Source organism: Neptunicoccus cionae, assembly GCF_002860325.1.
Taxonomy (GTDB): Bacteria; Pseudomonadota; Alphaproteobacteria; order Rhodobacterales; family Rhodobacteraceae; genus Amylibacter; species Amylibacter lutimaris.
The window spans coordinates 257,665-282,994 of sequence record NZ_PKOJ01000007.1; the positions used below are offsets into that span (position 1 = coordinate 257,665).

The following is a 25,330-nucleotide window of genomic DNA, read 5'->3' on the forward strand; positions in this document are numbered from 1 at the left end:
GCCCCCGTAAAGCCTGTTCTTCTTTCGGGGGCGGGATATGGATATTTGTTCCAAAAAGAGCGCCTATCGTCCCTTAAACAGGCTGCCAAGAATACCGCGCACCAGTGTCTGGCCGGTTTTCGTACCAAGTTGTCGCGCAAGCGATTTGGCAAAAGTCGTACCCACACTGTCACTGCGGGATCTACGAGTCGTGGTGCTCTTGGTGCGGCTTGATCCACCATCATAACGCCGTGCGCGCTGGAATTCACGGGCGCGGTCTTCCTCGGCTTTTTCAGCTTCTCCAGCCTGTTGTGCGGCCTGTTCCTGCTTTTCGGCTTCAGCGGCAGCATTGGCTGCCCGTTCGCGCAGGATTTCAAAGGCGCTTTCCCGATCAACGGCGGCCTCGTAAAGGCCTGCAACGGGGGAAGCGGCAATAACATCCTTGCGCTCCTGCGCAGTGATCGGTCCGAGTTGCGAGGATGGTGGCCGGATCAACGTACGCTCCACCACGGAAGGCATGCCTTTTTTCTCAAGCGTAGAGACCAACGCTTCGCCGACGCCGACCTGTGTAATCGCCTCCCGCGTGTCAAACGCGGGATTGGCACGAAAGGTTTCGGCTGCGAGACGCAGCGCTTTCTGGTCTTTTGGTGTAAAGGCCCGCAGCGCGTGTTGTATCCGGTTTCCCAACTGCCCCAAAATATCGTCAGGCACATCCGCCGGATTTTGCGTTACGAAATACACGCCCACGCCTTTGGAGCGGATCAGCCGCGCAACCTGCTCCACCTTGTCAAGCAGAGCCTTCGGGGCATCGTCAAACAGCAGATGGGCCTCGTCAAAGAAGAATACCAGTTTGGGTTTGTCCGGATCGCCGACTTCGGGAAGGGTTTCAAACAGTTCTGAAAGCATCCACAACAGGAAGGTCGCGTAAAGCCGCGGGGATTGCATCAGCTTGTCTGCCGCAAGAATGTTGATGCGCCCCTGCCCGCCCTGCGTGGTCGAGATCATATGGTTCAGATCGAGCGCCGGCTCCCCGAAAAAGGCATCGGCTCCCTGATTTTCCAACACCAGAAGCCGCCGCTGGATCGCACCGATCGAACTGCGCGCCACGTTTCCGTATTCCAGCGAGACCGCGTCTTCGTTCTCTCCAAGCCACACGAGCATTGCGCGGAGATCTTTCATGTCGAGAAGCGCAAGCCCCTGTTCGTCTGCCACGTGGAAAGCGATATTGAGAACCCCTTCCTGCGCCTCGGTCAGTTCCATCAGGCGGGAAAGCAACAACGGCCCCATCTCGGATATTGTAGTGCGCACGGGATGGCCCTGTTCGCCGAACAAATCCCAGAAAGTGACCGGAAATGCGTCATAACCGTAATCGTCAAAACCGATTTTTTCCGCACGGCTGGTGAAGGCTTCATGCAATTTGAAATGCGGCGATCCGGAACCTGCAAGCCCGGAAAGATCCCCTTTTACGTCCGACAGAATGACCGGAACACCTGCTTGAGAGAAACTTTCTGCCAGAATTTGCAATGTTACGGTTTTGCCCGTACCGGTCGCCCCCGCAATGAGCCCGTGCCGGTTTGCATATTTTAAAATGAGTGATTGGGGATCAGCATAATCGGGGCCTCCGCCACCGATAAAAAGGGATTTTCCGTCTTGCATAAAGTGAGCTCCTGCCTGTTTGTCGGCAGAATAGCCATTTATCCTCTCGGTGCCACTGCTGAATCGGGCGCAAATTTTGACCATCCGATAAAGAAATCGAAGATTAGTTTATACCTAACAGATTACAAACTTTACAAAGCAAGCCACTGTTGACGCGGGGAAAATTCTGTCTTAGCGTGCCTTTACAAATGATCGGCTAGTCCGACGGGGAGAACTGCAAACGCAGAATTGAAGACGCTTAGGAGAACACTCCAAGCGTCTTCTTCGCTCTTGATCCTTTGCCCATTGCAGCTGCAAAACAAGAAACAACAGCAGCACCAGACAAAGACACCAGCCCCCGATCGAACAGGTCTTTAATGAGCAAGGCCCCGCGGATCACAAAATTTTTCCTGACATTCCGACTAAATCGTTTTATGTAGCACCGAATGATTTGAAACAGCCAAGAGGCATCCTGATGAAGACTACTCTGATCCCCTTTGCACTCGCCGCGTTAATGGCCGCTCCGCTGGCTTACGCCCAAGAGACAACTGCCGAAACAGATGCGGCGCAAACCCAGACAGAGGCGCCTGCTGCAGAAGAAAGCACCTCTCTTGATAACGAATACAAGGTTGCCGAAGAAAACGCTGCCCCGGAAGAGGGTCAGGGTTACCTCCGTGAGGAACACGGCGAATGGCAGGTTCGTTGCATCAAGGCTGTTGAGGGTGAAGAAGAAGAGTGCCGCCTGTTCAACCTGCTGAAGGATGAAGATGGCAATACGATTGCCCAGCTGGACATGCAGGCTTTGCCTAAAGGTGGCAAGGCAGTCGCCGGTGTTGATCTGGCGACACCTCTCGGCTCTCTGCTGACAGCGCAAGTGGTGATGAAAGTCGATTCCGCCAAGGCAAAACGCTATCCCTATACATGGTGTGACAATCTCGGCTGTTATGCCCGTTTCGGCATGACCGCAGCAGAGATTAACGCGTTGAAAGCGGGCAACAAAGCAGTTGTGACCATTGCATCTGTAACGGCACCAGACCAGCCGCTTGGATTGGATCTTTCCCTTAGCGGATTTACCGCCGCTTGGAATGCGATTGCACCCAAGTAAGAAAAACTTACACTTGTAAAGTTTCGTAAAAAACCCGCTCCGGCGGGTTTTTTCATGCGATGATCAAGCGAACCGTTTCAGCGCCAGAACCGCATTCAAGCCCCCGAAAGCGAAGGCGTTACTGATCGCTACCTTAACGAAGGTTTCACGCGCATCGTTTGCTACAATATCAAGATCACATTCCGGATCAGGCGTGTTGTAGTTTACCGTAGGCGCTAGAACGCCATCCTTGACCGCCGCTATGCAGGACAGAAGCTCTACCGCACCGGTGCCGCCCATAATATGGCCGTGCATGGATTTTGTGGAAGACACGGCAACTTCTTCTGCTGCCGGCCCGAGGGCTGCACGCAGGGCGGCAACTTCGGTCCGGTCATTCACCGCTGTTGCTGTGCCGTGCGCGTTCACATAGCCGACCTGCGCCGCAGAAAGGCCGCCGTCCGCCAAAGCCCCGCTTATGGCCCGTGCTGCGCCGTCCTGATTGGGGACGACGATATCACCTGCGTCTGCGGTCATGGAAAACCCTGCCACTTCAGCCAGAATATCGGCACCACGGGCGCGGGCGTGTTCCAGTTCTTCAAATACGAAAACCGCCGCGCCTTCGCCCTGAACCATGCCGTTGCGCGTAGCACAGAACGGCCGGCATCCATCTGAAGACATAACCCGCAAGCCTTCCCAGGCTTTCAACCCGCCAAAGCACAACATGGAATCGCTTCCTCCGGTCAGCATTACATCTGCCGAACCGCCGCGGATCGCATGAAACGCCTGCCCCATTGCGTGATTGGACGACGCGCAGGCCGTGGCAATGGTATAGCATGCCCCACGCAGCCCGAAGATCATCGACAGTTGGCTAGATCCTGCATTCATCATCAGGCGTGGTACAACAAACGGATGGACGCGGTTTTTGCCTTCTTCGTAAACCAGACGATAGTTTTCGTCCTGCGTCTGCAGCCCGCCACCGGCAGAACCGAGAATTACACCGCTGCGCAGGCTGAGCGCATCATCGAAAGCCAGCCCCGATTGGGCCACAGCCTCGCGGGCTGACAGTACGGCAAACTGGGTGAAGGGGTCAAACAGGGCCAGTTCCGCGCGGGTGAAATGCTCTGAAGGGTCGTAGCCTTTGATCTGTCCGCCTATCCCGACCGAAAGCCTGTCAGCATTCGGAAACTCCAGCGCGGAAATGGCACATCGCCCTTCCAACATCCCGTCAATGGTGGTTTTGGCGGTTGCTCCCAGCGCAGAGATCGCGCCCTGTCCGGTGATCACAACACGTCTGGTCACGGTCTATCCTGCTGCTTTCTGCTCGGCGATCAACTGGTTGACCGCAGCCGTTATCGCCGCAACTGAAGAGACATCAAACGCAGAGGCTTGGGGATCATTGGCGTTAAAAGGCACCTCAATAGAAAAGGCTTCCTCGATGGCGAAGATCACCTCGACGACGCCCATGCTGTCGATGCCGATATCTTCAAGACTGGCATCAGCAGAGATATCAGACGGAGACAGCAAAGCCTGTTCGGCCAGAATTTCGCGGATCTTTTCGCTGACGGACATGGTGCACTCTTCTCGTCTTCGGTCTTGGCCCTTTGATTACCCAGTTTCGTCGGACTTGAAAACAGTCTTTTCCAGTCTGGCAACCTTTGCGACCAGTCGCGGCAGACGCCGCAACGCCTTGTAGGATTCAATGTTCAGATCCATTTTCATCGCCGGATTGCCCATCATCAGGCGACCGGAGGGCACATTACTGGAAATACCAGACTTGCCCGCAGCGATGACGTCGGACCCGATCGTGATATGATCCGCCACGCCGACCTGACCGCCCAGCACCACGCGGTCCCCGATTTTGGTGCTGCCTGCAACGCCGACCTGACCGCACAGCAGACAGTTCTGCCCGACACTTACGTTATGGCCCACATGCACCAGATTATCGAGTTTGGTGCCATCCCCGATCACTGTATTGGCAATTGTACCACGGTCTATCGTGGCATTGGCGCCGACTTCCACCCGATCGCCAAGAATGACCGAGCCTAGCGAGTTGATCCGCGCAAACCCTTCGGTCTGGCTTGCCTGCGTGATCTGCCCCGTTGCGCGGGCCTCTTCCACTGCGCCGGGTTTCGGGGTGACATAAGAAAAACCGTCGACACCGATGGCCGCCCCTTGCTGAGCGTAAAAACTGTGGCCGATCACCACCCGCGCACCGATGTGGGCGCCTTGATAGATCGTTGCATTATCCCCGATCCGCGCGTCCCGTCCGATGGACACATGGCTGGCAATCCGCGCGTTCGCACCAATCACAGCCCCCGAACCGATCACCACAAATGGACCGACAGAGGCATTCTCGCCGATCTGCGCGCTCGGGTCGATCAAGGCGGTCGGGTGGATACCTTCGGGAATGTCAGGCACATGTTCAAACACCCTTGTGACACCTGACAACACATAGCGTGAACGGGGCGCAAAAATGGCTGCCTTCAGCCCCAACGCCTGCCAGTCGGCCCCTTCCCACAGGATCGCAGCCTGCGCATTCCCCGCTTGTAGCGGCTCTGCATAGCTGGGTTCCATCGCAAGGGCCAGTTGGTCCGCCTGTGCATTGGCCGGTTCCGCCACTGAAACCACCTGAAGGGCCGTGTCGCCAACAGCCTCTGCGCCGAGTTCCGATGCGATCTGCTTAATAGTAAATCTGGCCACATTGCCCCCGAAGTTTGCGTTGTATTGCGGTCTTTTAACGAAAACGGGCGCCTGTTCCGGCGCCCGTCCTTCCGAAATCTGAAGCGGTTCTAGCCTTGAACGGGGTCCAAGGCTACCCCGGCCTTGCTCAGCGCTTCAAAGATGGTTTTATCGCGGCCGTAAATGTCATTGCGATAGTTCATCTTGCCGGTTTCGCCCTGAAACGCGGTCCGGTAGTCCAGATATACCGGAACCGGTGTCTCAAGGTTCACGTATTGCTCGCGACCGGTGTTCAGCCAGGACTGGAACGCCCCCTTGGGATTCGCTGTCTGACGTTCCAGCAGTTTGTAGGCAAACTCGAACGGCTTTTCGACGCGCACACAACCGTGGCTGAACGCCCGCACATCGCGGTTGAACAGGCTTTTGGACGGCGTGTCGTGCAGGTAGATATTGTATTTGTTCGGGAACATGAACTTCACCAGTCCCAACGCGTTCCGCTTGGAGGGCCGCTGCTTGATATTGAACGGAAAATTTCGCGCGTTATAGCGGGAGAAGTTGACATTATGGGGATTAACGGCCCGGCCGTTGCTTCCGACCATCACCATGTTCCGGCGTGCCAGAAAGCCCGGGTCTTTCTTCAGCAGCGGCAGATATTCCTTACCGGTGATGGAGCGTGGTACATGCCAAGTGGGGTTCACCACCATATGGGTCATTTCGTCGTGGAATTCGGGTGTACGGTCCTTGGAAATCTTGCCGATGACCGTATTGGACGAAAACGAAACACGATTGTTGTCATAAAGGTTAAAGCTGAAGTTGGCGAGGTTCACCACGATATGGCGGCGGCCCCGTTCGCGGTTCATCCAGCGCTCGCGTTCCAGATTGACCAGAACCTGTTTCAGGCGGGTTTTTACCGGCGTGTTTAAAACCTTGAGAGTACCCGGTCCGACAACACCATCAACTTTGATACCGTATTCTTCCTGAAAGGCTTTGACCGCGTTAATTACGCTTTCGTCATAAGCGGGATCCGTCCCGAGATCACCAAAGCCCATACGGCTCAGGCGCGAACGCAACGCAACAACGTGCTTGCTTGATGTGCCGGGTTTCATCGTTACGGATGGCACCAGCTCTCCGAACCCGCCCTGCCCGATCAGACGTTCCAGACGTGCTTTCTCGTTTAGCAGATGGGTGTATTCGGGGTGTTTGGGGACAAGGGCACGGAAGAAACCGGAAGGTGAACTTTTGGCAATTGCTTCTAACAGCGCCAGTTCGGAACGGCGCGGAGGTTTCACCGCAATCTCTCGGTCCACCTTGATCGGCTCCAGAACGCCTGACGACAGATCCTGCGTGTAGTCCAGAAAAATTCGCGTCGCCATAAGTTCCGTCGCAGATCCGTCCCCGCCCCGCGCCTTGCGGAGTGCCGCTTCCAGCTCGGCGATGCGGTACTTCACTGTAGGAAGCCCCTGCTCGGGCGAATTGCGCAATGCTTCAATAAGCGCGCTGGCCCGGGAGGTGTTTGCATCCCCGACCCAAATCGGTTCGTAGTTGCGGTTGAGGTAGAACTGACGGGCATCTGCCGCAATGCTTGTATCCGCAAGAATAGCCGCGGAAAGATCGACTTTTGTGGTATTGGCCAGCACCGATGATCCGGCAAGCCCCCCTGCCAATGTGATTGCTGCGGCAGCCGCTACGCCAAGTAATCCGGTACGTAAAAAGTACATATATCCCTCATAAACACTATCGGTTCTTTATATCCCGTTTACCGTAAACACGTTGATCGGCCTAGTTTAAACGGGGGTGTGACAAATTTTTGCCCAAAATGCTGTGTAACTACCACTCTCAAGCAATGTGATGAGTGATAAGGGTCACGCATTCTGAGAAAACGGGCAGCTCTGGCAGGAATAAGCAGGAAAACGCTCATTAAAAATGCAGAACTTGGCGTACGAATCGGAATGTGCAATAAAACGGCATCAAATGTTACCGGGACACAAATGAGCCACGAAAAAGAGTGGCCGCAGAGACGAGACAGAGAAATATCCATGATGGGCACTTCCACCGATATCTTATCGCGCCGCAAACTGCTGGGCGCTTTCGCAGCAGTTACCATGATCCCTGCAGCACCGCATTTCGCCAAGGCTGCCAGCTACAACAGAGGCGCTGGCAACATTCGCAAAGTGAACCTGCGGAACCAGCGCACCGGGGAATCGCTCAACACGATTTACTGGATCGAAGGTAAATACGTTGAACCGGCGCTGGAAGAGATCAACTACTTCATGCGCGACTGGCGCCAGAATGCGGTTCGCAACATGGACCGCCGCAACGTGGATCTGATCGCAGCGACTCACAACCTTCTGGACACTGACGAACCGTTCCTTGTTCTTTCCGGATACCGCACGGCGCGCACCAACAACATGCTGCGCGGCCGTTCCAGCGGCGTTGCGAAGTCCAGCTATCACATTAAAGGCATGGCCGCGGATCTTCGTCTTGGCTCCCGCTCGGTCTCGCAGATTGCCAAAGCCGGTCTTGCCTGTAATGCAGGTGGCGTTGGTAAATACTATCGCTCGAACTTTGTGCATCTTGACTGTGGTCCTGTTCGCACTTGGGGCGGTTAATATTGCGTTTCTAATAAGTTAACGCGCGAGGCTTACAAAAGTTCCCGTTAAACACAAAAAAACCCGCTTTCAGCGGGTTTTTCTTTTTGCGGTGGTGTAAGCATAAACTTTAACAGCTAATCACATGTTTTTAATGGGTTTTTGGAACCGCTTAGCTCCGCACGGTTCCGTCACCACGCACCAGATATTTAAAGCTGGTAAGCTGTTCCGCCCCAACCGGCCCACGTGCGTGCATTTTTCCGGTTGCAATACCGATCTCTGCGCCCATGCCAAATTCCCCCCCATCTGCAAACTGGGTGGACGCGTTATGCATCAGGATCGCGCTGTCCAGTCGCGAGAAGAAACGCTCTACCGGAACACCAGCTTCGGCCATGATACAATCGGTGTGATTGGATCCGTATTGCTGAATATGCTCGATCGCCCCGTCTACGCCATCCACCAGCTTTGCCGCGATGATCATATCAAGAAACTCGTGCCCGAAATCCTCGGAGCTGGCTTTCGAAACACCGGCAATGCCCTGCAAACTCTCATCCGCCCGCACCTCAACTCCGGCGTTGAGCAAATCCTCAACGAAGGGAGCGCCGTGCGCTTCGAAAAAGGCGCGATCGACCAGAAGGCATTCTGCCGAACCGCAAATTCCTGTGCGGCGGGTCTTGGCGTTCATTACAACAGAGCGGGTTTTCTCTATGTCCGCGCTTGCATCCACATAGATGTGACAAATCCCTTCCAGATGGGCAAAAACCGGTACACGGGCATCCGCCTGAACACGGCCGACCAGCCCCTTGCCGCCACGCGGAACAATCACGTCAATATAGTCGGTCATTGTCAGCATTTCCCCGACAGCCGCGCGGTCCCGCGTTGGAACCAACTGGATAGCTGTCTCAGGCAGACCGGCTGAAACCAGTCCCGCTTTCAGGCATTCGTGGATCAAAGTCGAGCTGTGGAAGCTTTCCGAACCGCCCCGCAAGATGGCCGCATTGCCAGCTTTCAGGCAAAGCGCGCCAGCATCCGCAGTCACATTCGGGCGGCTTTCATAGATTACGCCGATCACGCCCAGCGGGGTACGAACCCGTTCAATCCGCAATCCGGTAGGTTGGGTCCATTCCGCGATCACTTTGCCCACGGGATCGGCCTGATCGGCAACCGAACGCACCCCATCTGCCATGCCGCGAATGCGATCCTCATCCAGCATCAGACGGTCCATCATCGCAGGAGACAGGCCCTTTTCGCGACCGAACTCCAGATCCTTAGCATTGGCCGCGATAATATCAGGCATCCGCTCCTGCATCGCATCGGCCGCCGTGTTCAAGGCGGCTTCTTTTTGCCGCGGCGTGGCATAGGCCAGCACCTTGCTGGCGGCCTTGGCTTCTGCGCCGATGCGCTGCATCTCTGCCTGAATATCCATCTCGTCCCTCGACTTTTCCTAAACCTTTAAATCACCATATCGTCACGGTGAACCAGCGCAGCGCGTCCGGCATAGCCAAGCACGCTGGCAATTTCAGCGCTATGACAGCCGGAAATCGCTTTGGATTCACTTGAACTGTAACCGACAAGTCCTCGCGCACACTCATTATTTTGCGCATCCGCAATGCGCACAGGATCACCCCGTTCAAACGTGCCCGTCACAGAGACCACTCCGGCTGACAGCAGTGATTTACCCGATTGCAGCGCAGCCACCGCGCCAGCATCAACAATAATGGTGCCACGCGGCTTCATACCTGCAATCCATTGCTTGCGCGCGGCTTGCGGGTTGGTTGCTGCAAGGAACCACGAACAGGCCGTTCCGGCCTGCAACGCCGCAAGCGGTTCGTGCTGGTTACCCTCCATAATCGCCATCGCGCATCCCGCACGCATCGCTGTCTTTGCGGCCATCAGCTTGGTTTTCATCCCGCCTTTGGCAGCAGCCGTACCGGCGTCGCCAGCCATCGCTTCAAGCTCTGGTGTGATTTTCATAACGGTCTCGAACTTCCGCGCGGTCGGGTCGGTTTTCGGATTCGCGGAATAAAACCCGTCCACATCCGACAGAAGAACCAGAACATCCGCACCGGCCATAGAGGCCACTTGCGCTGCCAGACGGTCGTTATCTCCGAACCGGATTTCATCTGTCGCTACCGTATCGTTTTCGTTCACAATCGGCACGACGCCATGGCTGAGCAAAGCCCCGAATGTTGCGCGGGAGTTCAGGTATCGCCTCCGGTTCGCACTATCGTCGAGCGTCAGAAGAACCTGCGCGGTGTTGATGCCATAAGGCGCCAGAAATTCCTCGTAGGCACGGGCCAGACGGATCTGCCCGACAGCCGCCGCAGCCTGCGCCTGATCCAGCGGTAGTGACCCGTCCGACAGGCCAAGAACCCGCCGCCCCAACGCAATAGAGCCGGAACTGACGACAACAACATCGCGCCCCTGCCGCTTTTGCGCCGCTATATCCTTGGCCAGAGATTTCAGCCAGTCGTTCCGCAATTGTCCGGTCTCGGCGTCAACAAGAAGCGCCGAACCGATTTTAATCACAACCCTTTGGGCTGTTTGCAGCGGATTGTCCTTAACGAGCTTGGACACGGTATTTACGGACGCCATCCGGTGTCCTCCGGTTCCGCCTCCGCTTTGTCACGGGTGATGATCTGAGACCGAACAGCGCGCAAAACTTCCGTCAGGCCTTCGCGGGCCACACCGGAGATTTGCAAAACCTTGCCGCCCGACGCCTGTTCCAGCGCATTGTGTTTCTCGGCCTGCTCTACTTCATCCAACGCATCAATTTTGTTGAGCGCAGTCACGCGGGGTTTGTGGGCCAACTCACCACCGTATTGTTCCAGCTCGTTAATAATCGTGTGGTAATCCGCCACAACATCATCGCTGGTGCCATCAATCAGGTGCAGCAGAACCGCGCAGCGCTCCACGTGGCCAAGGAAACGGTCCCCGATACCCTTCCCTTCATGGGCGCCTGCAATCAGTCCGGGAATATCGGCGATCACAAATTCCGCATTATCCACGCCGACAACCCCGAGGTTCGGGTGCAATGTGGTGAAAGGATAATCCGCTATCTTGGGGCGTGCATTGGACGTTGCCGCCAGAAAGGTGGATTTTCCGGCATTGGGCAACCCCAGCAGGCCGGCATCCGCAATTAGCTTCAATCGCAGCCAGACGGTGCGCTCCACAATCGGCTGGCCGGAGTTCGCACGCCGTGGCGCCTGATTGGTAGAGGATTTGAAGTGCAGGTTGCCAAAACCGCCGTTGCCCCCCGCCGCAAGCAGAACCCGCTGGCCCACTTCGGTCAGATCGGCAATCACCGTTTCTTCATCTTCTTCCAGAATTTCGGTGCCAACCGGAACCCGCAGCACCACATCCTCGCCATCCTTGCCAGACCGTTGCTTGCCCATACCGGGCCGCCCGTTTTGCGCGAAAAAATGCTGTTGGTAGCGGAAATCGATCAGCGTGTTCAGTCCGTCAACAGCTTCGGCCCAGACGTCACCGCCCTGCCCGCCGTTCCCACCGTCCGGCCCGCCGTATTCTTCATGGGCTGCCCGCCGGAAGGACACGCAGCCGTTGCCGCCTGCGCCGGATTTCAGGTGTACTTTGGCGAGATCGAGGAATTTCATAGTCTCTGGCTTTCTGTCAGGTTGCGCCACGGATATATCAAGGAAAGAAGCGGCTCAACCCGACTGTTGTCTATTCTTTGAGCCGCAGCACATAATCCCATGTATTCACCATACCGTTGCGGGCAAGGCAAAACACTTCGCTTTCACCGATCAGTGCAAAACCGGCGTTTGTGACAACCTTGGCCGAAGCCGGATTGTCCTGAAAGATACTGGCAACCATAGAGGTATCATCCAGCGGGTTTGCGGCAACCAGCGCATTGAGCGCCTCGCTCGCCAGTCCGGTGTTCCAGAACTGCGGTGCAATCCAGTAGCTGACCTCGGACTGGCCTTCTGTCACCTGTTCCAACTCCATCAGCCCCAACAGCTCGCCTGCGTCCTGACTGGTGCCATCAATAGCCCAGACCTTTTCGGCACTATCCGGTTTGCTCACCCGGTCCAGAAACACTGAAACGGCCCCCGGAGGCAGCGGATGGGCAATATTACGGGTCATACGGGCAAGACGTTCGTCCCCGGCAAACAGTTCAATAAGACCGAGATCGGACTTGCGCACAGGGCGCAATGTGAACCGTTCTGTCGGTATGACCATCTGGCCGGAAATTTTAGACTGCATCATGGATTAACCTCCCTGAACCAATACAAATAACACACTTAAAACTGTAAGCGCAGCAAGCGCCCACATAAGCCAACGTTCCGCAGGTTTGCCTGCGACCGTCGCCGCCAGTCTGTCTCCTCCCCAGCACCACAAAGGATGCAGGATCATCTGGCAGGCGAACAGACAGGCCGCGATGATCGCGGTTGCCTGCAACGTTGGTGTGCCGGGTTCCACAAAATTTGTAAAACCGGCGGTAATCATGGCCCATGCTTTGGGGTTCAGTGGATGGACCACCAGGCCCGCAGCAAAACCGGGCGCATCATCTTCGGCCCGTCCGGGCGAGAGTTTCAGGTTTGCAACCTTCCACGCCAGCCAGAAGATATAGGCCGCAGAGGCAAATTTCAGCGTTGTGAACAACCACGGCAATTGTGTCGCCAGCCCCATCAATCCGAACCCGATCGGCCAGATGATCAACTGTTTACCAAAGGCCACACCAGCCACAAACGGAAGGGAATTGCGCAACCCGTAGCGGGCACCCGTCGCCAGCAACGCCATGTTTGCCGGACCCGGTGTACCCACCTGACTGGCTGCAAAAGCCAGAAATGTTGCCACTGCAACGCCCATTGAAAATAACCTCTGAAAACGAAAAAGGGCCGGTTTTTCAACCGACCCTTTAGAATTTTGAAATTCCGATTTTGGTTCGGCTTATTCTGCGGCCTCGGCTTGAGGGAGGACAGAAATAAAGGTGCGGTTTTTGAATCCCTTACGGAATGTCACGGCGCCTTCGACTGTTGCATAGATCGTGTGATCTTTGCCTTGGCCTACGCCTTCACCCGGCCACCATTTGTTGCCGCGCTGACGCGCGATGATGTTACCCGGAATGACAGCTTCGCCACCGAACTTTTTGATACCAAGACGACGACCTGCGGAGTCGCGACCGTTACGGGATGAACCGCCTGCTTTTTTATGTGCCATGAGTTCTCTCCTTAGCCTTTAGCCAGATCTTTAGCTTGGTCTACCCAACCTTCGCGCTCGATGCGACCCTTAAACGACAATTTCTCGTCGAATTCAGCGATATCATCAGCACCCCAGGCAGAAATCTGTGCGAAAGTTGTCACGCCGGCAGCGTGCAGTTTCTTTTCGAGCGCTGGACCAACACCGGACAGTTTTTTCAGATCGTCAGCACCTTCGGCTGCTGGTGCAGCTTTCTCGGCTTTCGCTTCGGATTTTTTCGCAGCTTTAGGGGCTGCTTTCTTTTCTGCCTTGGCTTTTTTCGGGGCAGCCGCCTCTGCAACAGCAGCAGTGGCTACAAAGCCCGCACCGTTTACAGCAGCGGTTACGCCGGATTTGTCAGCGCCGGAAGCCAGAATGTCAGTAATCCGCAGAACGGTCAGTTGCTGACGGTGGCCTTTTTTACGCTGGGACGAGTGTTTCCGACGACGCTTGACGTAGTTGATAACCTTGGGGCCTTTGCCCTGCTCAAGGATCTCAGCCTGAACACCGGCACCTTCTACGGTGGGTGTGCCAACAGTGGTTTTATCACCACCAAGCATCAGAACTTCGTTGAATTGAACGGTTTCACCAGCGTTGCCTGCGATCTTCTCGATCTTCAGCACATCGCCAGAAGCAACTTTATACTGCTTGCCACCAGTTTTTACGACTGCGAACATATGTTCGACCTTCTTATCTACCGCGTCCTGCGGCCCCCTGTGATCTGATCCCTAGGTCAGAACCGGCGGTGTTTGTAGGGTCAGACCCTGCCTCGGACGGCGCGTCTTTGTAAGACGACATTAAAAGAACCCAACGGACGGATGTCGGTCAGGTGGGCGGGGTATCCTGTATCAGCGCCCCGTTGTCAACCCGTTCCCGCGATTTTCACTGCACAAAGGCATCCGCCCATAAATCTGCATCCAGACCGTTGAACAGTTCTTGCAGGAAGCGTTCGTAATTCTGCCAGGATTTAACCGAAGAGCGGTAAATCTTCTGACGGACCTGATTGACACTGGCAGTACGCACAGCCCGCTTTGTCTTGTGAAATTCAAGAACACTGTCTTCCCAAGGCAGACCGAGATACTCCAGCAGCTTGCGGCTCTCGGCTTCCTGATCCGCGACCAGTGCTTCATAACGGATGTGGTAAACTGCATCAGGAAACAATTCGTCCCAGCGGTTCATCATGGTTTTATACCGGTTGGCAAAATGCGCAAGTTCGCCCTGATCATAGGCGTATTGATGGGCGTAGGTATCAAAGAAGTTCTTGTAGATTGAAAAACAATTGTCCCGCGGATCACGCACGGTATTCACAATCTTTGCATTCGGGAACAACGTGCGGATCAGCCCCACATTAAAGAAATTCCCCGGCATTTTATCAACTACATGGCGTGCATCACCCGCATTCCGCATCAGATCCCGCAAGTAGCCTTGCGTAAACTGTTGCGCCTCTGCCTGTCCTGCCTTTGCCCCCATGGCGTAGATCGGTTTCGCCAGATCGGTCGCTGTATTCAGTTCTCCCGCACCAAAAACCGCAGTATGAGTCGCGATAATCTGTTCCACCAGCGACGTTCCCGATCGCATCATCCCCAACACAAAGACAGGGGCCACTCTGGGATCCGCAAATTCTTCGAGAGCTTTGAGTGCGCCCGTATCAAAGAGTTCCGTAATCCGGTCGAACTTTTCATCGTCAGACTGTGGCAGCGGCGGCAGGACTGCGCGGTACAAACGGTTGGCCTGATCGAGACAGGTATAACTGCGTTCAAAGGCAGCCTGCTTTTCATAGTAGTGCCCCAAAGCAAAGCCTAACTGCACCTTGTCCAGTTCCGGTGTATCCGGATCATCAAACAATTGCTGGATATGCTCCACAAGCTCCGGACGCTCCTCTGCGGGCACAATATCCAGTACCAGCCTTAAGGTTTTGGCGTGGTTGGGATCAATCGCCAGAACCTTCTGGAAGGATGCAAGGGCGGCATCGTTCTGGCCGGATTCATTCCGTACAATGCCAAGCTGCATCAACGTATCTGTATTTCGCGGATCAAGGACGGCTGCTTTTTGCAGAATTTCAATCGCTTCGGCACTTTTACCATCGGCGGACAGGACGCCGCCCAGATTAACCATCGCGCCGGTATCTTTTGAAGCAATCTCCAGAGCCGCACGGAAATCCGCCTCCGCTCCTACCCGATCGTTCAGAGACGCCTTCAAAGTTCCCCGACTGTTCAGCGCATTGGCATAGCGCGGAGCATGGCGCAGGGCCAGATTGTAATGTTGCATGGCATTTTCAGGCTGCTCTGCTGCTGCATAGGCGACACCCAGATTGTGATGTCCCTCGGCGTAGTCGGGCTTTTTGGCAACCGCCTTTTGCAACACTGACACAGCTTCCGCCGGTCGGCCGATCTGTACCAGATAAGACCCGTAGTTTGACATCGCCTCGACAAAATTCGGGTTCAGTTTGATCGCCCATTTATAGGCGTCAACCGCCGCTTTCTGGTCGCCGAGCGAGCCGCAGGCATATCCCAGAATGTTGAACACGAAAGGCTCGTTCGGAAAAGCGCGGGACATCTCCTCGGCCAGCTGACGGGCCCGCGCGAAATTGCCCGAGTTCAGAACCTGGACCAGTGCATTCGCATCTGCTTGTGTCATTGCGCGGCTGGCAGCCCCGCCTTGTTTTTGCAGCCGCGCCAGTGCCTTCTTGGCTTTGGAATGCTTGGGCGCTTTGGTCAGAACCTGCCGGTAGAGCGCAACCGCACGGGCCGCATCTCCGGCTTTTGCCGCCTGCTCTGCTGCATCAAGAACCTGTTTGATCGTTGCGCCCGCGCCCGCCATAACTCACCCGATTTCCGTTTTCCTGCGCTTTTGACAAGCCAACTTGTCCCTGTCCAGTGCTTTCAGCCTTGCGCAGCGTCCCAACCCTAGCTAAGAAGCGCCCGTTGCGACCAGCAACACCCCGCGGAGAGGTGCCGGAGTGGTCGAACGGGGCGGTCTCGAAAACCGTTGTCCCTTCTGGGGACCCAGGGTTCGAATCCCTGTCTCTCCGCCATTTACGTTTAGCTTCTCCACCGAAACTTGTTTCTAAAAAAACCATGGATTATCTGCCAACTGCAGAAGAAAGATGTGGATATTGGGTTAAAATATTCTTTGACTTTTTGCATTTCGTCCGCTTCGATAGCTACCATAAATTGCATTTTTATCGGAGAATTTTATATGAAACCACGCATAATTATTATCCTAGGTTGCATTTCGTTGTTTGGGGGCTGCACAGATTGGGATACCTCCAGTGTTTCCACCTCTGAAACGGTAAACCAAGAAAATGCGTTCAGTGCGCAGAATGTTCGCCTAACAGCCGGGGCCTTCGATCCGAACAAATACAGCAGGGTTACTGATCTCAAAGTCTCGGTGAACAAAACCACCGTTTTCAATCCGGATCCTGACGTGCAAGCTGTTGAAGCAAAATTGAAAGAAGAAGCTTACAAAGTTGGCGCTACAGACGTATTTGAAGTTCGCATTACAGATGTTGGAATCTCTCTGTGGAGCTACGGAACACGCAAGGGATTTGGGGTAGCTGCTAAGCCCAAATAGCACTCTGATTGTTTGGCAACAAAATTACACATTTTTGAATAATCGACTGCCCTGACTAGGCGGTCCTATGTGCATACCCTCTTGACTCGACTCGCGCCCTCCCAAATACTGACTGAGTGACCAGTTAATTTCTGCAACACGGGAAATTCAGCAACGGTTACAGGCTTGGGAGGGCTTCAATTTGGGACAGAAGAGCGCGAAAACGGCCGGAGTGGAATCTCTTTCCAGCGCCAAGGAATCCCGTTTTGATGCCATTCTGGATTCTGCTGAAACCGTCTTTGCCCGTTCCGGTTACGAAGGCGCCACCATGCGGGAGATTGCAGAGCGTGCAGGCGTGGCGCAGGGGTTGATCCACTACCATTTCAAAACCAAGGAAGTCCTGTTCGAGGCAATGGTTTCACGCCGGTCCCAACAGATCAACGAGGGTAGAGCCGCCCTTCTGGACGGAATTCTGAAACAGGACCAGACGCCTGATCTCGAACCCATAGTTGAGGCCCTGTTCCGCCCCACCATCGAGGCCGGTATCTCACAGGCCAGCAACGGCGGGGCTTTTGCGCAGATTCTGGTGTCTACAGCCAACTCTGCATCCGAACGAGAACAACTGCTGACCGAGAAATACTACGACCCCATCGCGCAGAAATTCATCAGTGCTTTCATGCAGGTCGAACCCGGTCTGACCCGCGCCAATGCGGTCTGGGCCTATATGTTCGCGATTGGTGTCGGCATGACCATGATGGCCAAAACCGGACGCCCTGCACGCCTGTCCGACGGATTGTGCGACGACGGGGACGCAGATGAAATGCTGACAAAAATTGTGCCGTTTATCTGTTCGGGAATACGCGCACTGACCTGATTACACATCATATTTTAATTCACTTCTGGGAGGAAAAGAATGAAACATCTAATTAAAAACGGCGCCTTTGCGGCGGCTTTGATGGCCGGAACAACCACAATCGCGCCCCCTGTTGCTGCCGAAGACATCAGCGCCACGGTCGTCGCCGGACACCCGCCTGTTTTTCGCTGGGTGAAACACGTCAGCGAGACATTCATCCCCGCAGTCAACGCGGCATTGGAAGGCACTGAACATTCCATTACCTGGAGTGAACAATACGGCGGCTCTCTGGCCAAAGTGGGCGACGAACTGGAAGCAACGGAAGAAGGGCTTGCTGAAATCGGGCTGGTGTCGAGCCTGTTCGATCCTGCCAAGCTCGCGGTGCAGAATGTCACCTATTTCACGCCGTTTGTATCCAGCGATTCAACTGTTGTTGCCGAATGGATGGACAAACTGCAGGCCACGGATGCGGATATGAAAGCGTCCTGGGAAGCCAACGGTCTGGAATACTTGGGCGGCGCGACCGGCATTGATGATTACCTGTTGATGACAAACTTTCCGGTGAACGAAATTTCCGATCTCGAAGGCAAAAAGATTGGCGCACCCGGTCCGGCTGTAAACTGGCTGAAGGGAACCGGCGCTGTTGGCGTTTCAGGTAACCTGACCACTTATTACAACGAAATCAAAACCGGAGTTTATGACGGTGTTATCGTATTTGCCTCTGCTGCGGTGCCCGGCAAACTTTACGAAGTTGCGCCCCATGTGACCCGCATCGGTTTCGGCGCGCAATACGCCGGAGGCATTGCTGCCAACAAGGACTGGTTTGATGCCCTGCCCGCAGAAGTGCAAACAGCCCTCAAGGACGCAGCCGTCACCAACCGTATAGCCTATCACAAGGATCTGGACGCCACGGTTGGCAAATTCCTCTCCATCATGGAAGAGAACGGCGCAACGGTCAAAAAGGTGGATGACTCCTTCCGCAAGGAATGGGCCGACGGAATGGACAATGTTGCAAAGATCTGGGCCGAAAAACTGGATGCAGACGGTGTTGGCGGTTCCCGCGTGTTGAAATCCTACATGGACACCATGCGCGAGGCCGGTGCCACGCCAGTGCGCAACTGGGATCAAGAGTAATCTCCCTGACTGGGGCGGGCCAACTGCTCGCCCCCTTTTTTCCAAGCTGATTGGACCCATTCGTTATGACTGATTTCCATGCCGACTCCGGGCAGGCGTTTCTGCCGCCGTGGTTTCAGGCCATTCGCCGGATCGCAGACTTTATGACCCTGATTTTGAATGTGATCGGCACGCTTCTTATTTTCGCGGTGATGGTGCTGGTGAATGCCGATGTGATCGGACGTGTTGCGTTCAACACTCCGGTCTCCGGCGTCCCCGAGATTGTTTCCATGTCCATCGTGGCCATCGTATTCCTGCAAGTGGCGCAAGCCTTTCGCAAAGGCCGGATGACCCGCACTGACGCGGTACTGGATTACATCCAAAAGAAGGCGCCACGGGTACGCAGCCTGTTGGAACTGGTCTTCACTCTGGCCGCCATCGCATTGATCTGGCAGCTTTTTTCCGCAAGCGAACCCTTGTTCGTCAAGGCCTGGGTACGGGGCACTTATGAGGGAACAGTTGGTGACTTCACGGCTCCGATCTGGCCCGTCAAGCTTATCATTCTAATCGGCTGCGCGGCCCTTCTGGTGCAACTTGTCCTGCACGCAGTCACCAGCCTGTTTGCCTTGACCTCCAAGAAAGGGATCACCCTATGAGCCCGTTTGAAATCGGCCTGACATCCTTTGGCGCCATGGTCGTTATGGTTTATCTCGGGTTCTGGGTGCCCTTCGCCCTGATGCTTTCGTCCTTTGTTGGCGTCTGGGTGATTAAGGGATCGCCTGTACTGGCTGGCAAACTGCTGGCGCTGGCTGCCTCCGAAACCATATCGAGCTATTTCTTCGGCGTTGTACCACTATTTATCATGATGGGGTTCATCGTTTCGGTCACGGGCATGGGACGCGATGCTTTTGATGTGGCAAACCACATGTTCCGCCGGGTACGCGGCGGACTTGGGTTTGGCACCGTCGGGGCCAATGCAATCTTTGCAGCTATTACAGGAATTTCAATTGCTTCTGCGGCAGTCTTCACGCGGATTGCTGTGCCCGAAATGCGGCGCCATGGCTATTCCAAACGGTTTTCCGTCGGGGTTGTCGCCGGTTCGTCGGTGCTCGGGATGTTGATCCCGCCAAGCCTGCTGCTGATCCTCTACGGCCTGCTGACGGAACAATCCGTCGGCGATCTGTTCATCGCGGGCGTCTTGCCCGGTCTGCTGCTGGCCTTTGTGTTCTGTCTTGCGATTTTTCTGGTTGCCCTGTTCAAACCCAAACTGATTGGTGAGGGTATTACTGATCCTTATGACGACACGGATGCGCTGACCACGCGGGAGGTACTGGCCAAGGGACTGCCGATAGCCACGCTGATCGGTCTGGTTCTGGGCGGAATTTACGGCGGCTTCTTCACCCCGATCGAGGCTGGCGCCATCGGGTGTTCCGGCGCCATCATCATCGGTTTGCTGCGCCGCGCTCTTACCCTGAAGGAATTTTGGGAGGTTCTGACCGATACCGGCCTGATTACCGCCTCGATTTCCTTCCTGATCATTGCCGCACAAATGTATTCGCGGATGCTGGCCCTGTCCGGCGTACCTGCGGGATTTGGCAATTTCGTCGCTACCGCTGAAATCGGCTATTGGGGCGTCATCCTTGCCTATGTGCTGCTGGTGATCCTGATGGGCACTATTCTGGACAGCTCTTCTATCATGCTGATCCTTGTACCTTTGATGCTGCCTGTTCTGTCCCTGTTGCAGGTGGATCTGATCTGGTTCGGCATCATCACCATCATCGCCGTTGAGATCGGTCTCCTGACGCCGCCCTTCGGCATATCGGTCTTTGTGATCAAATCTTCTCTGGATGATCCGAGCATCACGCTCGGGGATATTTTTTACGGCGCAGCGCCTTTTGCGGTGCTGATGCTGGTGGTGCTTGGCCTTGTGATGGCCTTCCCCCAGCTCGCCACGGCATTGCTTTAAGAAAGGACAGTTTATGCCCCGTCGTTTTGTAGATCTTTCTGTTCCGCTGGAAACCGGAATCGCTTCCGATCCGCCGATCATGTTGCCCCAGATCGAGTATCTGACCCACGATCAGACAGCCGAACAGGTGATGTCCTTCTTTCCCGGTCTGAAAAAGGAAGACCTGCCAGGTGGTGAAGGCTGGGCGGTAGAACAACTGACCATTGCCAGCCATTGCGGCACCCATCTGGACGCGCCCTATCACCACCACTCCACCATGAGCAACGGAGAGCGTGCGATCACCATCGACGAAGTACCGCTGGAATGGTGCATGAATCCGGGCGTCAAGCTGGACTTCCGCCACTTTGAAGACGGCTATCTGGTCACGGCGCAGGACGTGGAAGCGGAGCTGGAACGCATCGGCCACGAGTTGCAACCTCTTGATATTGTTGTTGTTAACACATCAGCCGGCGCAGCCTACGGGCAGCCGGAATACCTGATGAAAGGCTGCGGCATGGGCCGCGAGGCGACTTTGTATCTGACAGAACGCGGCGTGCGCGTAACCGGTACCGATGCGTGGAGTTGGGACGCCCCTTTTGCCCTGACCGCGAAAGTTTACGCTGAAACCAAAGATCCTTCGATCATCTGGGAAGGCCACCGCGCCAGTATGGACATCGGCTATTGCCATATGGAGAAGCTCAGCAATCTGGAAAGCCTGCCCGCGACCGGATTTGAAATTTCCTGTTTCCCTTTCAAAATCAAGGCAGCCTCCGCCGGTTTCACCCGCGCTGTTGCCATTTTCACGGAGTAATTCTGATGCGTCTAGCAACTGTTTCCTACAAGGACCGCCCGCTTCTGGTGGCCGCAATTGATGATGATCGCCTTCTCGACTTGCGCGCAGCAGCAAACCACGCCGGACAGGACGAAGCGGATTTCACATCCATGCAAAGCCTGATCGACGCCGGTCAAAAAGGGCTCGACATTGCGCGCGGGCTGGTGAAGCACCCCCAGCAATCCGCCACGATTGCGCAGGCGGATGTTTCCTTCCTGCCGCCCATTATGCCGGTCCAGTATCGTGACTGTCTGGTGTTCGAAGATCACCTGACCAATTGTTTCAAGGTGATGGAAGAAGCCACAGGCCGCAAACACGAGGTGCCGGATGTCTGGTACCAGCAGCCGATCTATTACAAAGGCAATCGCATGTCCTTTATCGGCCATGGCACAGACGTCCAGTGGCCGGACTATGCCGAACATCTGGATATCGAACTGGAACTGGCTATCGTTGTCGGCAAGACCGGCAAGAACATCGAAGCCGCAGACGGGATCGACCACATTTTCGGCTATACCATCCTGAATGATGTGTCCGCGCGGGATGCGCAGATGGCCGAAATGCCCGGCCAGCTTGGCCCTTGTAAAGGCAAGGATTTTGACACGGGTAACATCCTTGGTCCATTTATCCTGACGGCGGATGAAGTCCCACATCCCGTTGCTCTTGATATGGAGGCACGAGTAAACGGCGAACGCTGGGGCGGTGGCAACAGCCGCCAGATGCAACATGACTTCGGCGCAATTCTGGCCCATATCTCCGCATCCGAAACCGTCTATGCGGGGGAAGTCATCGGCTCCGGCACGGTCGGCACGGGCTGTGGTCTGGAACTGGGCAAACGCCTGTCGGACGGCGACAGGTTTGAACTGGAGATCGAGAAGATTGGCATTCTCGCCAACCGGATCGTCAAAGGAGCCTGAGCCATGGGAAATCCCATCGACGGCTTTGCGATCGACCTGGGCAGCCTGAAAACCGTCGGCACGGACCTGCAACGCCCCGAATGTATTCTGGCCGAACCGGACGGCTCGCTCTGGTCAGCGGATGCGCGGGGCGGTGTGGTGCACATCCGCCCAGACGGAACCCAGACCCTGATCGCGCAAGAAGTTGAGACCGGCTTTGCCCAAGCCAATGATGACGCCAGCCGCTTCACCACCGGCACCTTGCCAAACGGGCTGGCATTTGCCCGCAGTGGCGACATCCTGATTTCGAACTTCGGAACAGACCGGCTGGAGCTGATGAAGCGCACTGGCGACAGCGAGGTGCTGTACGACAGCATCAACGGCAAGCCCATTGGCAAGGTCAACTTTGTGCTGCGCGACAGCAAGGACCGCCTGTGGCTGACGGTTTCCACCACGATCCCGAACTGGATGGAGGCCTGTAGTCCGAACATCATCGACGGCTTTATCGCTATGGCCGATGACAAGGGCCTGCGGATCATGGCGGACGGGCTGCATTTCACCAATGAAATCCGCTTAGATGCGGATGAAAGCCACCTTTACGCTGTGGAAACCTGCGGCATGAAAATCACCCGTTTTCAGGTGGCCGATAACGGAGACCTTAGCGGTCGCGAAACATTTGGCCCCGAAAGCCACAACGCCTTTATCGACGGGATCGCCTTTGACGCCTATGGCAACCTCTGGGGCACCCATGTGATGACTGATCGCATTTTTGCGATCACGCCGGATGGCGATCTGCGTATCCTTCTCGATGACGACAACGGCTCCACAGAAGGTAAGGCGCTGCTGAAGGCTTTTGCTCAAGACAAGGTCACACCTGATCTGCAACTGGCCTGTGGCGGCAGCATCGCCAACTGGATGGCCAGCATCACTTTCGGCGGACCCGATCTGACGAACGTCTATATTGGCAGCCTGCGCGGCACCACTATCCCCTATTTCAAATCCCCCGTGGCCGGCTTGCCGATGATCCACTGGAACGAAAGGTAATTCCCATGAGCAATACACAAGACCAACCCCAACAGGCGCTGGTGCAGTTTGACTGCAAGGGCCACGCGACCGGAAAGATGCGCAACGATCTGGAAGTGACCATGTCACAGCCCTTTGCCGAAGGTCCGTTCCATATGGCCACGGATGAGGGCAGCTTCCATGGCGGTGATGCCTCTGCTCCGCCGCCGCTGGCCCTGTTTGTAGGCGGATTGACCGGCTGTATCATGACCCAGATCCGCGCCTTTGCAAAACGGCTAAAAGTTACAGTGAAGGATCTGGACGTGGAAACCCGCGTGGTCTGGAACTGGGAAGCCAAGGGCCGCGTTTATGAAACCTTGCCGAAGTCCTTTGAAATAGACGTATTGATTGACAGCGACGATCCGCAGGACAAGGTTATCGAACTGATCGAAGCTGCCAAAAAAGGCTGTTTTCTGGAACAGACGCTGGGTCAGCAGAATACCATTCGCCACCGGATGAAGACGCCCGACGGCTGGGTTGACGTTTAAACCGGATTTGTCCTGTCAGGGTTTTACCAGCCCTGACAGCACCTCTGCTGCAATCTCGAAAGACCGCAGCCGCGCCTGATGGTTGTGGATCATCGCCGTGACGATCAGCTCGTCCGGATTATAGCGGTCCAGAATGATCTTTAGCTGGGTGTTCACAGTTGCAGCCGATCCCACTGCCGAAACCGAAAGCGCGTGTTCAACACCTTCCATTACAGCAGGCGGAATTTGCGATTTCGCATCATCTACCGGCAGGGGCAGCTTGCCCGGCTTGCCCGTGCGCAACCGCGCAAAGGCCAGCAGTTGTGAGGAGCGCAAATATTCGGCTTGCGCATCCGTATCCGCTGCACAGACTCCCGCAGCCATCACCACATAAGGTTCGGACAACATGGAAGACGGCTTGAAAGAGCGCCGGTATACATCAAGCGCCTGATCCAGCATCGCAGGGGCAAAATGGCTGGCAAAAGCATAAGGCAACCCCAGCATCGCCGCCAGTTGCGCGCCATAAAGGCTAGACCCGAGGATATAGACCGGCACCTTGGTGCCTACACCCGGTATTGCGCGCACAGGAGCGTTGTCCGGCATATCATCGAAATAGGCCATCAGCTCCTGCACATCCTGCACAAAGGTATCTTCGGGCGACATATGCCGCCGCAAGGCCCGCGCCGTTGCCATATCCGTCCCCGGTGCCCGCCCGAGCCCGAGATCAATCCGGTCGGGATAAAGCGTGGCCAGCGTCCCGAACGCCTCGGCCACCATTAAAGGCGCGTGGTTGGGCAGCATGATACCCCCTGCCCCGATCCGCATGGTCGAGGTTGCCCCCGCCACATGGCCGATCACCACAGCCGTCGCCGCGCTGGCGATGCCGGGCATGTTGTGATGTTCCGCCAGCCAATAGCGGTGATACCCCGCCTTTTCCGCCAGTTGCGCCAGTTCAACCGTGTTTTGCAAAGCCTGCCCCGTGGTCTGGCCTTCGGGGACAGGTGAGAGATCGAGAAGAGAGTAATGTTTCATATCAGCCCATGTAAGCTTTTGTTTCTGTTCCCCAAGGGGATTGCCCACAGATCAACCGGAGTTTGACAGAGAGCACAAGGGGAACGGTGGGTCGCGCGGGGGGAGGAGGAAGCTATTATTTAACTTTTTACAATATTGCGCACTACTTCTTGGACAAGTAATGTTAAAACACTCAAATTTTGTTAATTTTCTTTATTTACAGGTGAACAACAATGCAAGCTAAGATAAAATCCAATTTTGTGAACAATATTAAAATCGATCCCGCAAATAGCTTTGGGAGCGCAGATACCTTACAGTTCAAATTCAAAGCAGAATTAGGCAAACTTAAAGACTTAGGCGATGGCAATTGGCTGAGCTGCTCCCCATTTGTCGGACAGGATCTGGCGTAAATTAAGCTACTCTCTGCTCCTGCTGATC

Annotated in this window: 26 protein-coding genes and 1 tRNA gene; 13 read left to right on the plus strand and 14 right to left on the minus strand. The window is 55.4% G+C overall.

Annotated features, from left to right (window positions below; genetic code table 11):
* Nucleotides 1-63: 63 nt before the first annotated feature.
* On the minus strand, nucleotides 64-1,635 hold the full coding sequence (locus C0U40_RS16365) for a helicase HerA-like domain-containing protein (RefSeq protein WP_101656880.1): 1,572 nt from the start codon (nucleotides 1,633-1,635) through the stop codon (nucleotides 64-66).
* Between the two features lie 454 nt (nucleotides 1,636-2,089).
* Here C0U40_RS16365 and C0U40_RS16370 point away from each other — a divergent pair, with 454 nt between their 5' ends.
* Entirely contained in the window at nucleotides 2,090-2,719 is a 630-nt protein-coding gene (locus C0U40_RS16370; protein ID WP_101656881.1) for an invasion associated locus B family protein, read from the plus strand.
* A gap of 63 nt (nucleotides 2,720-2,782) precedes the next feature.
* Here the strand turns inward: C0U40_RS16370 and C0U40_RS16375 are convergent, their stop codons facing one another.
* The 4 genes from C0U40_RS16375 to C0U40_RS16390 all read right to left on the minus strand — a co-directional run bounded on the left by C0U40_RS16375 (nucleotide 2,783) and on the right by C0U40_RS16390 (nucleotide 7,095).
* Nucleotides 2,783-3,997 carry a beta-ketoacyl-[acyl-carrier-protein] synthase family protein gene (locus tag C0U40_RS16375; RefSeq protein ID WP_101656882.1) on the minus strand — a complete coding sequence of 405 codons (1,215 nt, stop codon included), beginning with the start codon at nucleotides 3,995-3,997 and terminating at the stop codon, nucleotides 2,783-2,785.
* Nucleotides 3,998-4,000: 3 nt separating this feature from the next.
* Nucleotides 4,001-4,267 carry an acyl carrier protein gene (locus tag C0U40_RS16380; protein ID WP_101656883.1) on the minus strand — a complete coding sequence of 89 codons (267 nt, stop codon included), beginning with the start codon at nucleotides 4,265-4,267 and terminating at the stop codon, nucleotides 4,001-4,003.
* Between the two features lie 36 nt (nucleotides 4,268-4,303).
* On the minus strand, nucleotides 4,304-5,398 hold the full coding sequence (gene lpxD / locus C0U40_RS16385; protein ID WP_101656884.1) for a UDP-3-O-(3-hydroxymyristoyl)glucosamine N-acyltransferase: 1,095 nt from the start codon (nucleotides 5,396-5,398) through the stop codon (nucleotides 4,304-4,306).
* 89 nt (nucleotides 5,399-5,487) lie between these two features.
* Complete coding sequence (locus tag C0U40_RS16390) at nucleotides 5,488-7,095, minus strand: L,D-transpeptidase family protein (protein WP_101656885.1); 1,608 nt, start codon at nucleotides 7,093-7,095, stop codon at nucleotides 5,488-5,490.
* Nucleotides 7,096-7,413: 318 nt separating this feature from the next.
* Between C0U40_RS16390 and C0U40_RS16395 the strand changes: the two genes are divergently transcribed.
* Entirely contained in the window at nucleotides 7,414-7,986 is a 573-nt protein-coding gene (locus C0U40_RS16395) for a YcbK family protein (protein ID WP_101656886.1), read from the plus strand.
* Between the two features lie 151 nt (nucleotides 7,987-8,137).
* On the opposite strand, the gene C0U40_RS16400 is transcribed toward C0U40_RS16395, so the two are convergent.
* The 8 genes from C0U40_RS16400 to C0U40_RS16435 all read right to left on the minus strand — a co-directional run bounded on the left by C0U40_RS16400 (nucleotide 8,138) and on the right by C0U40_RS16435 (nucleotide 15,984).
* Nucleotides 8,138-9,391 (minus strand): glutamate-5-semialdehyde dehydrogenase, encoded by a 1,254-nt coding sequence (locus C0U40_RS16400; RefSeq protein ID WP_101656887.1) that lies wholly within the window; start codon nucleotides 9,389-9,391, stop codon nucleotides 8,138-8,140.
* 26 nt (nucleotides 9,392-9,417) lie between these two features.
* Nucleotides 9,418-10,560: a glutamate 5-kinase gene (proB, locus tag C0U40_RS16405; RefSeq protein WP_101656888.1), complete on the minus strand. Its 1,143-nt coding sequence runs from the start codon at nucleotides 10,558-10,560 to the stop codon at nucleotides 9,418-9,420.
* Nucleotides 10,548-11,579 carry a GTPase ObgE gene (gene obgE / locus C0U40_RS16410; protein ID WP_101656889.1) on the minus strand — a complete coding sequence of 344 codons (1,032 nt, stop codon included), beginning with the start codon at nucleotides 11,577-11,579 and terminating at the stop codon, nucleotides 10,548-10,550. The genes proB and obgE overlap by 13 nt, the downstream gene beginning before the upstream one ends.
* A gap of 70 nt (nucleotides 11,580-11,649) precedes the next feature.
* Nucleotides 11,650-12,192, minus strand: a complete 543-nt coding sequence (locus C0U40_RS16415) for a GNAT family N-acetyltransferase (protein WP_101656890.1) — start codon at nucleotides 12,190-12,192, stop codon at nucleotides 11,650-11,652.
* Nucleotides 12,193-12,195: 3 nt separating this feature from the next.
* Complete coding sequence (locus tag C0U40_RS16420; protein WP_101656891.1) at nucleotides 12,196-12,795, minus strand: LysE family translocator; 600 nt, start codon at nucleotides 12,793-12,795, stop codon at nucleotides 12,196-12,198.
* Between the two features lie 81 nt (nucleotides 12,796-12,876).
* Nucleotides 12,877-13,146 (minus strand): 50S ribosomal protein L27, encoded by a 270-nt coding sequence (rpmA, locus tag C0U40_RS16425; RefSeq protein ID WP_101656892.1) that lies wholly within the window; start codon nucleotides 13,144-13,146, stop codon nucleotides 12,877-12,879.
* Nucleotides 13,147-13,157: 11 nt separating this feature from the next.
* Nucleotides 13,158-13,841 carry a 50S ribosomal protein L21 gene (locus C0U40_RS16430; RefSeq protein ID WP_101656893.1) on the minus strand — a complete coding sequence of 228 codons (684 nt, stop codon included), beginning with the start codon at nucleotides 13,839-13,841 and terminating at the stop codon, nucleotides 13,158-13,160.
* 205 nt (nucleotides 13,842-14,046) lie between these two features.
* Nucleotides 14,047-15,984: a tetratricopeptide repeat-containing sulfotransferase family protein gene (locus C0U40_RS16435; RefSeq protein ID WP_101656894.1), complete on the minus strand. Its 1,938-nt coding sequence runs from the start codon at nucleotides 15,982-15,984 to the stop codon at nucleotides 14,047-14,049.
* Nucleotides 15,985-16,109: 125 nt separating this feature from the next.
* On the opposite strand from C0U40_RS16435, the gene C0U40_RS16440 reads away from it, so the two are divergent.
* The 10 genes from C0U40_RS16440 to C0U40_RS16485 all read left to right on the plus strand — a co-directional run bounded on the left by C0U40_RS16440 (nucleotide 16,110) and on the right by C0U40_RS16485 (nucleotide 23,902).
* Nucleotides 16,110-16,198, plus strand: a tRNA-Ser gene (locus tag C0U40_RS16440).
* Nucleotides 16,199-16,362: 164 nt separating this feature from the next.
* Nucleotides 16,363-16,737, plus strand: a complete 375-nt coding sequence (locus C0U40_RS16445) for a hypothetical protein (RefSeq protein WP_101656895.1) — start codon at nucleotides 16,363-16,365, stop codon at nucleotides 16,735-16,737.
* A gap of 181 nt (nucleotides 16,738-16,918) precedes the next feature.
* Nucleotides 16,919-17,590: a TetR/AcrR family transcriptional regulator gene (locus C0U40_RS16450; protein WP_219619809.1), complete on the plus strand. Its 672-nt coding sequence runs from the start codon at nucleotides 16,919-16,921 to the stop codon at nucleotides 17,588-17,590.
* Nucleotides 17,591-17,629: 39 nt separating this feature from the next.
* Nucleotides 17,630-18,703, plus strand: a complete 1,074-nt coding sequence (locus C0U40_RS16455; protein ID WP_219619810.1) for a C4-dicarboxylate TRAP transporter substrate-binding protein — start codon at nucleotides 17,630-17,632, stop codon at nucleotides 18,701-18,703.
* A gap of 65 nt (nucleotides 18,704-18,768) precedes the next feature.
* Entirely contained in the window at nucleotides 18,769-19,338 is a 570-nt protein-coding gene (locus C0U40_RS16460) for a TRAP transporter small permease subunit (RefSeq protein ID WP_101656896.1), read from the plus strand.
* Nucleotides 19,335-20,648, plus strand: a complete 1,314-nt coding sequence (locus C0U40_RS16465) for a TRAP transporter large permease (protein ID WP_101656897.1) — start codon at nucleotides 19,335-19,337, stop codon at nucleotides 20,646-20,648. Before C0U40_RS16460 ends, C0U40_RS16465 begins: the two co-directional genes overlap by 4 nt.
* Nucleotides 20,649-20,661: 13 nt before the next feature.
* Nucleotides 20,662-21,438 carry a cyclase family protein gene (locus C0U40_RS16470; RefSeq protein WP_101656898.1) on the plus strand — a complete coding sequence of 259 codons (777 nt, stop codon included), beginning with the start codon at nucleotides 20,662-20,664 and terminating at the stop codon, nucleotides 21,436-21,438.
* A 5-nt stretch (nucleotides 21,439-21,443) separates the two neighbouring features.
* A complete protein-coding gene (locus C0U40_RS16475; RefSeq protein WP_101656899.1) occupies nucleotides 21,444-22,373 on the plus strand; it encodes a fumarylacetoacetate hydrolase family protein in 930 nt (309 codons plus the stop codon).
* A 3-nt stretch (nucleotides 22,374-22,376) separates the two neighbouring features.
* On the plus strand, nucleotides 22,377-23,396 hold the full coding sequence (locus C0U40_RS16480) for an SMP-30/gluconolactonase/LRE family protein (RefSeq protein ID WP_101656900.1): 1,020 nt from the start codon (nucleotides 22,377-22,379) through the stop codon (nucleotides 23,394-23,396).
* 5 nt (nucleotides 23,397-23,401) lie between these two features.
* The gene (locus tag C0U40_RS16485) at nucleotides 23,402-23,902 is read left to right on the plus strand and encodes an OsmC family protein (RefSeq protein ID WP_101656901.1); all 501 of its coding nucleotides are present in this window, start codon (nucleotides 23,402-23,404) and stop codon (nucleotides 23,900-23,902) included.
* A gap of 15 nt (nucleotides 23,903-23,917) precedes the next feature.
* Here the strand turns inward: C0U40_RS16485 and C0U40_RS16490 are convergent, their stop codons facing one another.
* The gene (locus C0U40_RS16490; RefSeq protein ID WP_101656902.1) at nucleotides 23,918-24,913 is read right to left on the minus strand and encodes an LLM class flavin-dependent oxidoreductase; all 996 of its coding nucleotides are present in this window, start codon (nucleotides 24,911-24,913) and stop codon (nucleotides 23,918-23,920) included.
* A gap of 212 nt (nucleotides 24,914-25,125) precedes the next feature.
* Between C0U40_RS16490 and C0U40_RS20235 the strand changes: the two genes are divergently transcribed.
* Nucleotides 25,126-25,302, plus strand: a complete 177-nt coding sequence (locus C0U40_RS20235; RefSeq protein ID WP_180957730.1) for a hypothetical protein — start codon at nucleotides 25,126-25,128, stop codon at nucleotides 25,300-25,302.
* Nucleotides 25,303-25,330: the final 28 nt, after the last annotated feature.

Excerpts from the sequence above, each read along its gene's own strand:
- C0U40_RS16365 (WP_101656880.1), bottom strand. The coding sequence starts at position 1,635 with ATGCAAGACGGAAAATCCCTTTTTATCGGTGGCGGAGGCCCCGATTAT.
- C0U40_RS16370 (WP_101656881.1), top strand. The coding sequence starts at position 2,090 with ATGAAGACTACTCTGATCCCCTTTGCACTCGCCGCGTTAATGGCCGCT.
- C0U40_RS16380 (WP_101656883.1), bottom strand. The coding sequence starts at position 4,267 with ATGTCCGTCAGCGAAAAGATCCGCGAAATTCTGGCCGAACAGGCTTTG.
- C0U40_RS16390 (WP_101656885.1), bottom strand. The coding sequence starts at position 7,095 with ATGTACTTTTTACGTACCGGATTACTTGGCGTAGCGGCTGCCGCAGCA.
- C0U40_RS16395 (WP_101656886.1), top strand. The coding sequence starts at position 7,414 with ATGATGGGCACTTCCACCGATATCTTATCGCGCCGCAAACTGCTGGGC.
- C0U40_RS16400 (WP_101656887.1), bottom strand. The coding sequence starts at position 9,391 with ATGGATATTCAGGCAGAGATGCAGCGCATCGGCGCAGAAGCCAAGGCC.
- proB (WP_101656888.1), bottom strand. The coding sequence starts at position 10,560 with ATGGCGTCCGTAAATACCGTGTCCAAGCTCGTTAAGGACAATCCGCTG.
- obgE (WP_101656889.1), bottom strand. The coding sequence starts at position 11,579 with ATGAAATTCCTCGATCTCGCCAAAGTACACCTGAAATCCGGCGCAGGC.
- C0U40_RS16415 (WP_101656890.1), bottom strand. The coding sequence starts at position 12,192 with ATGATGCAGTCTAAAATTTCCGGCCAGATGGTCATACCGACAGAACGG.
- C0U40_RS16420 (WP_101656891.1), bottom strand. The coding sequence starts at position 12,795 with ATGGGCGTTGCAGTGGCAACATTTCTGGCTTTTGCAGCCAGTCAGGTG.
- rpmA (WP_101656892.1), bottom strand. The coding sequence starts at position 13,146 with ATGGCACATAAAAAAGCAGGCGGTTCATCCCGTAACGGTCGCGACTCC.
- C0U40_RS16430 (WP_101656893.1), bottom strand. The coding sequence starts at position 13,841 with ATGTTCGCAGTCGTAAAAACTGGTGGCAAGCAGTATAAAGTTGCTTCT.
- C0U40_RS16435 (WP_101656894.1), bottom strand. The coding sequence starts at position 15,984 with ATGGCGGGCGCGGGCGCAACGATCAAACAGGTTCTTGATGCAGCAGAG.
- C0U40_RS16445 (WP_101656895.1), top strand. The coding sequence starts at position 16,363 with ATGAAACCACGCATAATTATTATCCTAGGTTGCATTTCGTTGTTTGGG.
- C0U40_RS16455 (WP_219619810.1), top strand. The coding sequence starts at position 17,630 with ATGAAACATCTAATTAAAAACGGCGCCTTTGCGGCGGCTTTGATGGCC.
- C0U40_RS16460 (WP_101656896.1), top strand. The coding sequence starts at position 18,769 with ATGACTGATTTCCATGCCGACTCCGGGCAGGCGTTTCTGCCGCCGTGG.
- C0U40_RS16465 (WP_101656897.1), top strand. The coding sequence starts at position 19,335 with ATGAGCCCGTTTGAAATCGGCCTGACATCCTTTGGCGCCATGGTCGTT.
- C0U40_RS16470 (WP_101656898.1), top strand. The coding sequence starts at position 20,662 with ATGCCCCGTCGTTTTGTAGATCTTTCTGTTCCGCTGGAAACCGGAATC.
- C0U40_RS16475 (WP_101656899.1), top strand. The coding sequence starts at position 21,444 with ATGCGTCTAGCAACTGTTTCCTACAAGGACCGCCCGCTTCTGGTGGCC.
- C0U40_RS16480 (WP_101656900.1), top strand. The coding sequence starts at position 22,377 with ATGGGAAATCCCATCGACGGCTTTGCGATCGACCTGGGCAGCCTGAAA.
- C0U40_RS16485 (WP_101656901.1), top strand. The coding sequence starts at position 23,402 with ATGAGCAATACACAAGACCAACCCCAACAGGCGCTGGTGCAGTTTGAC.
- C0U40_RS16490 (WP_101656902.1), bottom strand. The coding sequence starts at position 24,913 with ATGAAACATTACTCTCTTCTCGATCTCTCACCTGTCCCCGAAGGCCAG.
- C0U40_RS20235 (WP_180957730.1), top strand. The coding sequence starts at position 25,126 with ATGCAAGCTAAGATAAAATCCAATTTTGTGAACAATATTAAAATCGAT.